The sequence below is a fragment of the Phytohabitans sp. LZ39 genome (genome assembly GCF_059359075.1).
Map to the genome: position 1 here is coordinate 61,859 of NZ_JCADBM010000032.1, position 12,188 is coordinate 74,046.

A 12,188-nucleotide genomic window follows, 5' to 3' on the forward strand; every position below is an offset into this window, starting at 1 on the left:
CTCCCCTCCGGCGGTCGTTTCTCACCATCCCAGTACGACTGCGACGGCCAGATCCTTCTCGTGGGAGATGCTCAGCAGCATCTGCCTGAGGCCGCAGCGCTCGGCGGCCTCGCGGGTGCGTCCGTGCAGCTCCACGTAGGGCTCACCGTGATCACCGATGCGTACCTCGACCTCGGTCCAGCGGGCGGTCTGGCCGCGGCTGCCGAACACCTTCTTGGTCGCTTCCTTCGCCGCGATCCGGCCCGCGAGCCTGGTCCACATCAGGCCACGCGCGCCGTGGGCGTCGGCAAGCTCCCGCTGGGTGAGCAGCCGCTCGAGAGTCGCTGTCCCGCTTCGCTCCACCATCTCGCGCAACCGGCGGACCGAAACGACGTCCACGCCGAGAGCGCCGGGTGGACGCCACGGCTCGCGCGTCGGCGTCAGCCCGGCCAGCGCTTCAGCACCAGGCACGCGTTCACCCCTCCCAGGCCGCGTGAAACGACCGCGACGGACTGCCGGCCCCGCAGATCACGCGCGGTTCCGGTGACGAAGTCGAGGTCGAACCCAGCGGCCGGCCGCTCCAGGTTGGCTACCGGCGGCACCAGTCCGTGCGACAGCGTCCGGAGCGCGGCGACGACGTCGGCGACAGCAGCCGCGCCCATGAGGTGGCCGGTCGCCGGCTTGGCGGCGGTAACCGGCACGTCGTCACGGTGTGAGCCGAGTGCGCCCTTGATGGCGGCCACCTCCGCGGCGTCTTCGCGAGGTACGCCCGACCCGTCCGCGTACAGGCAACCGAGGTCACCCGCCGCTATCCCGGCGCGCTCCATGCTCTGCGCGATGGCGCGCGAGAGCGTGCGTCCGTTGGGCTCGATCGTGTAGGTGGGGGCGTATCCATCGGTGTTGGTGGCCCAGCCGGCGAGTTCCCCGTGGATCTTGGCGCCCCTGCTCCGGGCATGGTCGGCCGATTCGATGACGAGAAAGGCCGCGCCCTCACCGATCGCCGTACCTGTATGCCCGCGGTCGAAAGGCCGGTACGCCACCTCGGGCTGCTTGTTGCCATGCGGAGTGAGGAAGCCACCCGTCTCGCAGCACGCCCACGCGTACGGGGACAGTGGCTGCTCTGAGCCGCCCGCGATCACGACATCGGCGTGGCCGCGCCTGATCATCTCGGCGGCGTGGACGATCGCGTACGCGCCACTCGCGCGGTCGCAGACGAAGGTGCGCGCGCGACCCTTGATGCCGAAGGTGATGCAGATGTTGCCTTGCGGCGCCGCCGGAAACCACGCGGTGGCCTGGTACGGGCTGACGTCCCGAGGGCCTTTCGCCCACAGGTCGCGCAAGCCGCGCTCGGCGAACTCCCAACCGCCCAGCACGTTGCCGACCGTGACGCCGACCCGCTCCGGCGCCACCCCGTCGGGCCGGCTGATCCGCAGCCCAGCGTCTTCGATGGCGGCGCCCGCGGCGGCCGTGGCCAGGTGAGTGAACCGGTCGGTCTTCTTCACGAACCGTCCCGGCAGCCAGTCGGTCGCGACGAAAGCGTCCGCCTGCCCCGCGATCTGGCAGAGGTACGGCGACGCGTCGAACCGGTCTATCTGCCGGACCCGGGAACGGCCGGAGAGCGCCTGCGCCCATAGCGCCTCAGGCCCGATGCCCGCCGGCGTGACCGCACCGACGCCGGTGATCACAACGTGTGTCATGCCGGTGCCCCCGCCGATCGGAGCACCAAGGTGGCGTGGAGGCCGGAGAAGCCGCTGGCGTCCGAGAGGACCACATCACCACGCCACGGTCGACCGGTGTTGGGTACGTAGTCCAGGTCGCATTCGGGGTCGGGGCGCTCGTAGTTGATGGTGGGGTGGATGTAGCCACGTTCAAGGGCGAGCGCACACCCGACGATCTCCTGGGCGCTGGCCGCCGAAAGCGGGTGGCCAGTCATGGACTTGGTGGAGTTGATGGGGATCCGACGAGCGTGCTCGCCCAGGGCGAGGACGAGAGCCTTCGTCTCGCACCGGTCGTTCTGCGGCGTCGAACTGCCGTGCGCGTTGACGTGGTCCACGCTCTCCGCAGCCAAGCCGCCGTCGTCGAGGGCACCGGTCATCGTGCGCGCCAGGTCGGCGCCGTCGGACAGCAGGTCGGTCATGTGCAACGCGTTGCAGCTCAGGTCGAACCCGGTGATCTCGGCATAGACGTGCGCGCCGCGCGCCAGCGCGTGCTCCCACTCCTCGAGGACGACGACGCCGCAGCCCTCGGCCAACACGAACCCGTCGCGATCCGCGTCGAACGGCCGCGAAGCCGTAGCTGGCCGGTCGTTGTGCCGCCGGGACAGGCAGTTGATGATCTCGAAGGACGCGGTAGTGATCGGCGTGATCGGTGCCTCACTCGCCCCGGCCACGACGACGTCCGCCTCGCCGTAGCGGATGCTCTCGAAGGCGTAGCCGATGGCGTCGACGCCGCCGATGCACCCGGTGGAGAGGGTGATGCACGGCCCTCGGGCGCCGGTCAGCGCTGCCAGGATCACGCTCGGCGTGTTGGACATCGAGGCGAGGTACAGGTCCGGACCCACCTTCGTCGGATCGACGGGCCGCTGGCCGCGATCCGTGGACGCGATGAACTCGCGTTCCATCTGCCGGGTGCCGCAGATAGCGGTGGAGAGGACGATGCCGAACCTGTCCCGTTCCACCGCCTTGACGTCAAGGGCCGCGTCGCCGATGGCCTGCATCGCTCCGGCCACCGCGAACTGGATGAACCGGTCGAGCCGCTGGACCTCCTCCGGCAGCCCCACGGCCACGGGGTCGAAGTCCTCCACCTCGGCCAGGACGTTGGAGCCGAACTCGAACCCGTCGTAGAGGTCACAACTCTCTACTTTGGACAGATGTTTGGTGGCGCTGCGCCCGTCCACGAGCCCTTGCCAGTACCGCTGCTTGCCGATGCCGAGCGGGCTGATCACGCCGAGTCCGGTGATCGCGACCCGCCGGGGGCCGATCTGCTCCGCGCCGCTCATTTTTTGTCCGCGATGAGGATCGCCTGCTCGCCGCTCACAGCGCTGCCTGGGCTCATGCGTCAATCACCTCGAGACCACCAATCCCGCTCTGCGCGGTGCTCTGCGACAGAAGCCGTGCCGTAAACGTACGGAGCACGCGGCCATCCGGTTAATCGGGAAAACCCTAGGGCGGGATCCTGGGCCGTCTATCGGACAACGACGAGGTGCTCGCCCCGCGGTACGAACTCGCCGATCACCGGCGAGCCGGGGATCTCGCCGGCCAGCAGTAGCCCGCCGGACGTCTGCGCGTCGGCGAGCAGGATCGCCTCCGCCTCGTCCACCGCGGACAGCTCGCAATGCGGCTGCGCCCAGGCGAGGTTACGCCGGCTGCCGCCCGGGACGAAGCCGTCGCGCAGCGACTCCCGTGCGCCGTCCAGGTACGGAACCGCGGAGGAGTCGACCACGGCGGTCACGCCGCTGGCGCGCGCGACCTTCAACAAATGGCCGAGCAGACCGAAGCCCGTAACGTCCGTGGCACAACGGATTCCGGATCGGACCGCGGCCGCGGCCGCGTCGCGGTTCAGCGTCACCATCGTCTCCACCGCGTGCGGAAACACCTCGCCGGTGCTCTTGTGCCGGTTGTTGAGAACGCCGAGGCCGAGTGGCTTGGTCAGGGTCAGCGGCTCGCCGGCCAGCGCCGTGTCGTTGCGCATCAGGTGGTCAGGCCGCACCAGACCGGTGACCGCCATACCGTACTTCGGCTCGGGGTCGTCAACGCTGTGCCCGCCCGCCACGTGACACGCGGCTGCCCGCGCGACGTCGAGGCCGCCACGTAGCACCTCTCGCGCGAGGTCGAACGGCAGAACGCCCCGCGGCCAGGCCAGCAGATTGACCGCCACAAGGGGCGAGCCGCCCATCGCGTAGATGTCCGACAGGGCGTTGGCGGCCGCGATTCGTCCCCAGTCGTACGCGTCGTCGACCACGGGCGTGAAGAAGTCGGTCGTGAGCACCACCGCCTGCTGCTCGTCGATCCGGACGACGGCGGCGTCGTCACCGTTGTCGAGCCCGACCAGCAGCTCGCCTGGCATACCGGTGAAGTCGTCTGGCTTTATCAGGCCGGCGACCACTTCTTCCAGCTCCCCGGGCGGGATCTTGCACGCGCACCCACCGCCGTGCGCGTACTGGGTAAGGCGGCCCAGAGACTGGACGGTGCTGGTCATGCCTACCTCCGCGTGACGAAATCGCTGGACTCCAGCATGAGCTTGATCCGCTGCTGGTTCTTGTACCCGTGCTCGTCCATCCATTCCTTCATGGCCGCGCCACTGACGGAATGGCCAGGGTCCACCTCGAAGTCCTGCGTCCACGTCATCAAGGTGCCGTCCCGCTCGGGCCGGTACGTCCACCGCAGATGCATGTACAGGAACGGGTACAGCGGCTCCTCCCGTGCCGAGATAGCGACGAGGTCACGGTGGTCGAGGATCCGCCACGATCGCCAGTCGAAGCCCTCGGTGCGCAAGCGGAAGGTCAGCTTGCTGAACCTGCCCGAGTCCTCCCGAGTCAGCACCTCGCTGTGCAGGTAGGCGTCGAACAGCTCGGTCCATCGGTCGATGTCGTTGGTGACCTCGAACACGATGGCGGGTGGGCAGCTGATATGGATGCTGTGTTGGATGCGCGGCATCGCTGACCTCCTGACGTTCGGGCCACCCGATGGTAGAGACGGGCAGCGTGCAACCTTCCCAGGGAAAACCCCAGGCCGACCGCGGCGCCGGCTAGGTGCGGATGCGCTGGTAGCGGACGACGGTTAGCGGAACCAGGACGACCAGCAGTCCCACGGTCCAGGCCAGCGTCTGCAACACGGGCCGCGCCACCGGCCCGCCGAGAATCAGGGCGCGGGTGGCGTCCACCGCCGGCGTGACCGGATTGATCTTGGCGACGGCCTGTAGCCACCCCGGCATGCTGCTGACCGGCACGAACAACGAAGCGACGAACACCGTCGGAATAGCCAGCAACAGGCTCGCCATCGAGGCGGTCTCGACGCCGCGCGCCACAAGCCCGATGAACGCGCCGAGCCAGGACATCGCGAAGCCGAACGCCAGGGCCAACGCGACGGCGGCGATCGCCCCGGCGAGCCCGTTGTGGAAGCGAAAGCCGGCCAGAGCGCCCACCACCCACACGACGGAAATGGCGAGCAGATTGCGCGTAGTGTCGAAGACCGCCCGACCGGCGAGCAGCGCCCAGCGGGTCATCGGCAGGGACCGGAAGCGGTGAACCATGCCCCGGTTGAGGTCCTCCGCCACCCCGACGGCGGCGTTGTTGAGGTTGAAAGTGACGGCGAGCACCATCACACCGGGGACGAGAAAGTCGATGTACTTCATGCCGGCCGGCCGCAGTGCGCCGCCGAAGACGAAGTTGAACAGCAGCACCCACATGATCGGCAGCGCGGTCGCCGCAGCGATCAGGGCGGGCATCCGCAGGTGCGCGTACACGTTCCGCCGCGTCATCACCGCCACGTCGGTCAGGATCCGCACCGGCGTCGAGACCGGATGCAGGCTGGTCATTGTCATGTGCTCCTCCGGTTCGGCTCAGCCGGCTTCGGCGGGCACGTGCCGCTTGGCGTCGGCGGTCGTGTCCGGGCTGCTTCCGGTCAACGCCAAGAACACGTCGTCGAGGCTTGGCCTCCGTAACAGGACGCCGGACAGCTTCACCTGTGCGCCGTCCAGGTGGCGGACGACAGCCGGCAATGCGGCAGCGCCGTCGTCGACGGGCAGGGTCACCACCCCGGCGTCGGCGTCTGTCTGGGCCTGCCCCGTGCCCAGCGTGGCTACCGCGCCCGCCGCCCGGGCGCTGTCGGATGGATCAGCGAGGCGCAGCTCTAGGCGATCACCGCCGTAGGCGGATTTCAGCTCGTCGGCTGTGCCTCGGGAGATCACCCGGCCGAGGTGCATCATGACGATCTGGTCGGCCAGCCGGTCGGCCTCCTCCAGGTACTGCGTGGTCAACAACACGGTGGTGCCGTCGTCGACGAGGCGACGGATGACGTCCCACAAGGCGATCCGGCCCTGCGGATCCAGCCCGGTGGTGGGCTCGTCCAGGAAGAGCACCGGCGGGCGGCCGACCAAGCTCGCGGCAAGGTCGAGGCGACGACGCATGCCGCCGGAAAACGTGCGGGCGGTGCGGTGCGCCGCGTCGGCCAGGTCCATCGTCTCCAGCAGCTCGCTTGCCCGCTGGCGCGACGCACGCCGCCCCAGGTGGTAGAGCTGGCCGATCTGCTCGAGGTTTTCCCGACCGGTCAAGAAGTCGTCCACCGCCGCGAGCTGCCCGGCAAGTCCGATGGTGGCGCGGACGCTCGCCGCCTCGCGCACGACATCATGCCCCGCCACGCGAGCCCATCCGGAGTCCGGTCGCACGAGCGTGGTAAGGATGTGCACTGCCGTGGTTTTGCCGGCGCCATTGGGGCCCAACAGGGCCAGCACGGTGCCCGCGGGCACCGTGAGGTCGATCCCGGCCATCGCCTCGACGTTCCCGTACCTCTTGTGGAGGTCGCCGGCCTGGATCGGCTCGTCACTCATGATCGGGACTCCTCGTACGGCAGGGGACCGATTGGTGTAGCAACGCTATAGGTAGTGATGCTAGCCTAGATCGGGCCGCTAGTGTAGCGTTGCTACGTACTGTCCTGCGGCCGCGCCTCACCGATATCCACCCGCGATTGTCAATGTCATAGGGGCAGACTTATGTGTTGCCCTTGATTGACCAGCCGGAATAGGCTGCCCACCACCGCCGGCCGGAGCCGTCAATCATTTCGTCGTACGCAATGCGTCAACTACGACCGTGGATAGCCCATGAATCGCTACGCCTTCACCTTCACCGTCGAACCGGAAACAGCCGGCGCGGTCGCGGGCGTGCTGGCGTACTACCTGCCGGGCATGACGCTGGCGAAGAATGGCCGGGTTCTCCATGTCACCGACACGGAGGACGACCTCGACGGCCTTGACGCTCGCCTGTCCGGCCGATCGCGGCGGGCGCCGATCACCCAAGCGCTGGCCGGCTGCTGGCGACCATCGGGCGATGCCACGTTCGTCGCGGCGACCGTGATGGAGACGACCACCCACTACGAGCGTATGGACCGTGACCGTCTCGCCGCGGATGGCCGGGTCGACCGGTGTGCGCTGCTGTTGCCGGTGCACACCGGGCCGGCTCGTGTGCCCGCTGGCCTGCTGGACAGCGTGGGCGCCCCCGGTCGCGTGCTCCTCAGCAGCACGGTGTTTCGCCACAGCGAGGTCGTGGTGTGGTTCCGCGAGACCCGAGGTGCCGCCGCGGTAAGCCCTCCGGAGTCGTCCGCTGGTCGCGCCATGACGCTGCTGTCCGCCACTCATGGCTGGAGGGGCGGCAGCGGCGAAGGGCTCAGCCCAGCATCACCGCCAAGTCCAATTGGAGGCATCGCACATGCCGGGACACACCGATAACGCGATCGTCATCAACGCCCCGATGGACCTGGTCTGGTCCATGACAAACGACGTTCGCTCCTGGCCGGAGCTGTTCAGCGAATACGCATCCGCCGAGATCATCGCGGACAACGGAACGACGATACGGTTCCGGCTCACCACGCATCCGGACGAAAGCGGCCGGCAATGGACGTGGGTTTCCGAGCGGACGCCCGACCCGGCCACCCGGACCGTGCGAGCCCACCGGATCGAGACGGGCCCCTTCGAGTACATGAACCTCTATTGGGAGTACCAGGACGACGGCTGCTCGGTGTCGATGCGCTGGGTCCAGGACTTCCAGATGAAGCCGGACGCGCCGTTTGACGACGCGGCCATGACCGAGCGCCTGAACCGCACCAGCCGTACCCAGTTGGCTCACGTACGCGACCGGATCGAGGAGCGGCACCGGGCCACCTCACCGGCCGACGCGGCGCGGCCGAACAACTGACACCCGGCGGTTCGCCCGTCAGCGTGGCAGCAGCCAGCGGTCGAGAACCCGCACCAGCCCGCCGAGGTCACCGGCGCCGGCCCGGTAGGCGACATGCCCGTCGGGGCGCACCAGATACTGGGCCGCGGCGCCCGGCGCGACGCCCAGCCGGTGCAGCAGGCGGCCATCCGGGTCGGTCAGGACGCCGGCCCGACGGGTCAGCCGCACGATGGCGACAGGCGCGGCGAACCGGTCGGGGATCCGGGCCAAGCCGTCGGCGTCCCACGCCGCCACGTCACCGCACAGCAGGATGGTCCAGGCGACCGGGTCCAACGCCCGATGGAGAGTCTTACCCTGTCCATCGTGGACGACCGAGCCGTCGGGAAGCCGGTCACCCGGTTTGGGCCCGTGCCGCGGCGGGCGGGGACCCTCGGACGACAGCGGACTGCGCCGGTAATGGATGGCCAGCTGGGAGATGGCCCGGAACATGTACGCCCGGGCCCGCTTGGCCTTCAGAGCCAGCGGAGCCAGCCGGGACGCGATCCTCGTGCGGATGAAAGGCAACGGCGGCGTGGTCGACGTGGAGATTGTGAAGGCCCGATCGGTGAAGCGCAGCACCCGGCGGCCGACCGGAGCCCGCTCCGGCTCGTACGTGTCCAGCAGCGCCGGGTGGGCGAGGCCGCCAATGACCGGACCGAGCTTCCACCCGAGGTTCACCGCGTCCTGGATGCCGGTGTTCATGCCCTGGGCGCCGGCCGGGCTGTGGATGTGCGCGGCATCCCCGGCGAGGAACACCCGCCCCGAGCGATACCGGGTCGCACCCCTGTTGTACAGCCGGAAGTTAGTCATCCATACCGGGTCACGCAGCCGCACCCGCCCTCCGGTGTACGGGTCGACGAGTCGTTGCACCTCGTCCAGGGTGACCGGCTTTCCCGGTGGCGTCGGGTCGCTGCGCTGCCGCATGGCGAGCACCCGCCAGGTGGCCGGCCGCCCAAGCGGGAAGAAGAACAACATGCCCTGGCCGGACAGGAACGTGTGCGCCGCACCGGGCTCGATGCCGTCCGCCTCCAGGTCGGCGAGGACGAAGGTTTGGGGATACGCGCCGCCGACGAAGTCGATGCCTGCCTGTTCCCGTACGGTGCTGTGCGCACCGTCGCAACCGACCACATAGGACACCCGAACTGCGGTCTCTGTCCCGTCTTCCGCCCGTAGCTGGCACCGGACAGCGTCGCCGTCCTGCGTGAGCGCGGTCAGCTCCACCCCTCGGCGCACGACGACGCCGCGGGCGGCGAGATGCTCGCCCAGGATCCGCTCGGTCTCGGCCTGCGAGATGAACAGCAGGTAGGGGTAGGCGGTGTCGGTGGTTCCGATGTCGAACAGCGGAATGGTCACGGATCGGTGCGGGAAGTGCATGCGAAGCTGCACCGCCCGGTTGCCGAGCTCGACGAGCTGGTCGGTGACGCCCAGCGGCTCCAACACCTCCAGGGTGCGGGGCTGGACCGCGAGCGCCCGGGACTCGTGGACCCGATCCGGTTGGCGGTCGACGACGAGGACCCGGGCACCGTGTAGCAGTAGCTGAGCCGCGAGGCTCAGCCCGGTGGGACCGGCGCCCACCACGAGCACGTCGGGATCGGACACTGCTTCATCGTCGGACGCCACGGCAGGCAACCTACCCCGTACGGGTCTGGTGTGAGACCGGCTTCGCGAAGCTCACTCGGCAGGAACACCTTCGATGAGACTCCACGCCTCGCCCATCTCCAGCACCCGGGTGGTGCGGAAGCCGGCGCGCGCCAGGAGTACCTCGTACTCCTTCTGGGTCCTTTCCCGGCCACCCATCAGCACGAGGATGTTGAGGTCCATCAGGGGGCCTTTCTGCACCCCGCTCTCGGGGAGCACTCGTTCGACGACGAGGATCTTGCCGTCGGAAGCCATCGCCTTGCGGCAGTTGGACAGGATCCGGTGGGCCGCCTCGTCGTTCCAGTCGTGCAGCACCTGGGAGAGGATGTACGTGTCCGCCTCGGCGCTGATCGATTCGAAGAAGTCACTCTCCACCAGGTCGCACCGGTCGAGGACGCCGGCGCTTTCCAGATAGCGCCTGGCGCCCTCGAGCACCGCCGCGCGTTCGAGCAGGATGCCGTGCACCTGCGGGTACTTGCCGAGGATGGCCGCGATCAGCGCACCGTGTCCCCCGCCGATGTCGGCCACCCTCCGGCTGGCGGAGAAGTCGTACATGTCGGCCACGGCGGCGCGCGAGCTCGCGCCGGCCAGTGCCTTCTGGAAGACGCCGCGAGCGGCCGGATTCTGTTGCAGGTACTCGAAAAAGTGCACGCCGAAGATCGGCTCGAAGACGCTGCTACCCGTCCGGACGCCGTCGGCGAGCCGTCCCCACGGCCGCCAGAACCAGTCCTGCCCGTTCAGCACCGCCAAGGCGTGCAGCGAGCCGTCGACGTCGCTCCGCAGCAGCGCCGCCAGGGGCGTCAGCGCGAACGTCCGTGGCGCGACCTCCGTGAAGATCTCGACGCCGGCGAGGGCCCGCAGCAGCCGGTAGAGGCCGTCCTCGTCCGCCCCGGTCACCCTGGCGAGGTGATCGCATGGCTTGGCGCCGTCTTGGAGGAGGTCGGGCACACCCAGGGCCGCGGCGACGTGGATTGCCTGGGAGACCTGGTAGGCCGAGATCATCTGCCGTAGCCGCATAGCCAGGTCGAGCGCAGAGGCGTTCTGGGTGATCCGTTTCTCGTGGGTATCCGTCATGGCAGCTCTCCTCGTTCAGGGTCAACGGTCTGGTCCCGCCGCGCGGCGGATTCCGGCGCGGCCGCCGGCCCCTCGCGGCGCATGGGCACATTTCGTAGCGCGACGGCGATCAGGGCGGCCACGGCAAATGCGGGGGCGATCCACAAGTAGACGTCGGTGAGTGCGCCCGCGAACGCCTCGACGTACGTGGCCCGCACGTCCGGCGGCAGTTGCGCGATCGCGTCGGAGGACACGGTGGCACCGGGGCCCGATGGGATGTCGATGCTGCCGCCGGGCGCCAGGTCGGCGAGGCCGGTGGTCACCTGCCGGCTGAAGAGGGCACCGAGCACGGCGACCCCCACGGCACCGCCGATCGTGCGCAGGAAGGCGACCGTGGACGTCGTGACGCCGATGGTGTCTGGTGAGGCCGTGTTCTGTGCGACGAGCACCAGGACCTGCATGCACAGGCCGATGCCCAGGCCGACGAGGATCATGTAGAGGGTGATGGCGGTCCGTGAGGTCGACGGCTCCGCCGTTTGCAGCAGGAGCATGCCGCCGGCCGCCACCAATGGCCCCAGCACGGTGAAGACCTTGTACCTGCCGGTCTTGGTGATGACCAAACCGGCTACGACGGCGGCGACGGTGAGGCCCATCATCAGTGGCAGTAGCAGGAGCCCCGCGTCCGTCGGTCCCTCGCCCTTGGCGAGTTGGAGAAACAACGGGAGGAATGCGATCGCACCGAACATGCCGAAGCCGACGAAGAAACTCGACGCGCACGCGACACTGAAGGCGCGGTCCCGGAACAGCCCCAGCGGCAGCACCGGATCGCTGGCCTTCCACTCCACCGCGATGAACACCACGATCGCGGCCAGGCCGAGCGACGCCCAGAGGATGATGGTGGAGGAGCTCCAGGCGTACTGTGCCCCGCCCCAAGAAGTGACCAAGACAACGGCGACAATGGCCCACGCAAGCACCGCAGAGCCGATGAAGTCCAAGCGGCGGCCGGTGCCGCGCCCGACCGCCGAGGGCAGCGCCAGCGCGACGACGGCGAAGCAGACGGCTCCGATGGGAAGGTTGATGTAGAAGACCCAGCGCCAGCTGAGGTGCTCGGTGAACAGTCCGCCGATGAGAGGGCCGATCACGGACGCCCCGCCCAGAGCAGCACCGAAGAATCCCTGGTACTTGCCAAGCTCCCGCGGGCTCACGATGTCGGCGCCCATCGCCACGGTCACGGTCAGCAGACCGCCCCCGCCTACGCCTTGCAGGGCGCGGAAGGCGATGAGCTGCTCCAAGGACTGTGCCAGCCCGACCAGCGCCGATCCAACGACGAAGACCACGACGGCCACCAGGAACACCGTCTTGCGACCGTAGAGGTCGCCAAGCTTTCCCGACAGCGGGGTCGACACCGCCACGCCAGCCAGGTACGCGGTCACCACCCAGGCGATGTGCCTGAGCCCACCAAGGTCGGTTGCGATAGTCGGCAGCGCGGTGGCCACGACTGCCTGGTCGAGCGCGGCGACCAGCAGGGCCAGCGCGAGACCAGCGAAAATCAGCCGGATACGGGCCGGGGAAAGATTCGGGGTATCCATGCGAT

The 12,188-nt window shown here is 68.9% G+C and carries 12 protein-coding genes; 2 read left to right on the plus strand and 10 right to left on the minus strand.

The window, feature by feature from the left end; translation table 11 throughout:
• Positions 1-21: 21 nt before the first annotated feature.
• The 7 genes from acpS to AC5L36_RS40920 all read right to left on the minus strand — a co-directional run bounded on the left by acpS (position 22) and on the right by AC5L36_RS40920 (position 6,525).
• Positions 22-450: a holo-ACP synthase gene (gene acpS / locus AC5L36_RS40890; RefSeq protein ID WP_441224195.1), complete on the minus strand. Its 429-nt coding sequence runs from the start codon at positions 448-450 to the stop codon at positions 22-24.
• On the minus strand, positions 420-1,676 hold the full coding sequence (locus AC5L36_RS40895; protein ID WP_441224196.1) for a beta-ketoacyl-[acyl-carrier-protein] synthase family protein: 1,257 nt from the start codon (positions 1,674-1,676) through the stop codon (positions 420-422). The genes acpS and AC5L36_RS40895 overlap by 31 nt, the downstream gene beginning before the upstream one ends.
• A complete protein-coding gene (locus AC5L36_RS40900; RefSeq protein ID WP_441224197.1) occupies positions 1,673-2,977 on the minus strand; it encodes a beta-ketoacyl-[acyl-carrier-protein] synthase family protein in 1,305 nt (434 codons plus the stop codon). Before AC5L36_RS40900 ends, AC5L36_RS40895 begins: the two co-directional genes overlap by 4 nt.
• Positions 2,978-3,162: 185 nt before the next feature.
• Positions 3,163-4,176 carry a selenide, water dikinase SelD gene (gene selD / locus AC5L36_RS40905; protein WP_441224198.1) on the minus strand — a complete coding sequence of 338 codons (1,014 nt, stop codon included), beginning with the start codon at positions 4,174-4,176 and terminating at the stop codon, positions 3,163-3,165.
• Between the two features lie 2 nt (positions 4,177-4,178).
• Entirely contained in the window at positions 4,179-4,634 is a 456-nt protein-coding gene (locus tag AC5L36_RS40910; RefSeq protein WP_441224199.1) for an SRPBCC family protein, read from the minus strand.
• A gap of 91 nt (positions 4,635-4,725) precedes the next feature.
• On the minus strand, positions 4,726-5,514 hold the full coding sequence (locus AC5L36_RS40915) for an ABC transporter permease (protein WP_441224200.1): 789 nt from the start codon (positions 5,512-5,514) through the stop codon (positions 4,726-4,728).
• 24 nt (positions 5,515-5,538) lie between these two features.
• Positions 5,539-6,525, minus strand: a complete 987-nt coding sequence (locus AC5L36_RS40920; RefSeq protein ID WP_441224201.1) for an ATP-binding cassette domain-containing protein — start codon at positions 6,523-6,525, stop codon at positions 5,539-5,541.
• A 270-nt stretch (positions 6,526-6,795) separates the two neighbouring features.
• Between AC5L36_RS40920 and AC5L36_RS40925 the strand changes: the two genes are divergently transcribed.
• Positions 6,796-7,419, plus strand: a complete 624-nt coding sequence (locus tag AC5L36_RS40925; RefSeq protein WP_441224202.1) for a hypothetical protein — start codon at positions 6,796-6,798, stop codon at positions 7,417-7,419.
• Positions 7,400-7,885, plus strand: coding sequence for an SRPBCC family protein (locus tag AC5L36_RS40930; protein ID WP_441224203.1), 486 nt, complete (start codon positions 7,400-7,402; stop codon positions 7,883-7,885). Before AC5L36_RS40925 ends, AC5L36_RS40930 begins: the two co-directional genes overlap by 20 nt.
• An 18-nt stretch (positions 7,886-7,903) precedes the next feature.
• Here AC5L36_RS40930 and AC5L36_RS40935 read toward each other — a convergent pair whose 3' ends face one another.
• From AC5L36_RS40935 to AC5L36_RS40945, 3 genes are all read right to left on the minus strand, one after another.
• The gene (locus AC5L36_RS40935) at positions 7,904-9,502 is read right to left on the minus strand and encodes an FAD-dependent monooxygenase (protein WP_441224204.1); all 1,599 of its coding nucleotides are present in this window, start codon (positions 9,500-9,502) and stop codon (positions 7,904-7,906) included.
• A gap of 72 nt (positions 9,503-9,574) precedes the next feature.
• On the minus strand, positions 9,575-10,615 hold the full coding sequence (locus tag AC5L36_RS40940; protein ID WP_441224205.1) for a methyltransferase: 1,041 nt from the start codon (positions 10,613-10,615) through the stop codon (positions 9,575-9,577).
• The gene (locus AC5L36_RS40945; protein WP_441224206.1) at positions 10,612-12,183 is read right to left on the minus strand and encodes a DHA2 family efflux MFS transporter permease subunit; all 1,572 of its coding nucleotides are present in this window, start codon (positions 12,181-12,183) and stop codon (positions 10,612-10,614) included. The genes AC5L36_RS40940 and AC5L36_RS40945 overlap by 4 nt, the downstream gene beginning before the upstream one ends.
• Positions 12,184-12,188 lie beyond the last annotated feature (5 nt).

Excerpts from the sequence above, each read along its gene's own strand:
- AC5L36_RS40895 (WP_441224196.1), bottom strand. The coding sequence starts at position 1,676 with ATGACACACGTTGTGATCACCGGCGTCGGTGCGGTCACGCCGGCGGGC.
- AC5L36_RS40900 (WP_441224197.1), bottom strand. The coding sequence starts at position 2,977 with ATGAGCGGCGCGGAGCAGATCGGCCCCCGGCGGGTCGCGATCACCGGA.
- selD (WP_441224198.1), bottom strand. The coding sequence starts at position 4,176 with ATGACCAGCACCGTCCAGTCTCTGGGCCGCCTTACCCAGTACGCGCAC.
- AC5L36_RS40910 (WP_441224199.1), bottom strand. The coding sequence starts at position 4,634 with ATGCCGCGCATCCAACACAGCATCCATATCAGCTGCCCACCCGCCATC.
- AC5L36_RS40915 (WP_441224200.1), bottom strand. The coding sequence starts at position 5,514 with ATGACCAGCCTGCATCCGGTCTCGACGCCGGTGCGGATCCTGACCGAC.
- AC5L36_RS40920 (WP_441224201.1), bottom strand. The coding sequence starts at position 6,525 with ATGAGTGACGAGCCGATCCAGGCCGGCGACCTCCACAAGAGGTACGGG.
- AC5L36_RS40925 (WP_441224202.1), top strand. The coding sequence starts at position 6,796 with ATGAATCGCTACGCCTTCACCTTCACCGTCGAACCGGAAACAGCCGGC.
- AC5L36_RS40930 (WP_441224203.1), top strand. The coding sequence starts at position 7,400 with ATGCCGGGACACACCGATAACGCGATCGTCATCAACGCCCCGATGGAC.
- AC5L36_RS40940 (WP_441224205.1), bottom strand. The coding sequence starts at position 10,615 with ATGACGGATACCCACGAGAAACGGATCACCCAGAACGCCTCTGCGCTC.
- AC5L36_RS40945 (WP_441224206.1), bottom strand. The coding sequence starts at position 12,183 with ATGGATACCCCGAATCTTTCCCCGGCCCGTATCCGGCTGATTTTCGCT.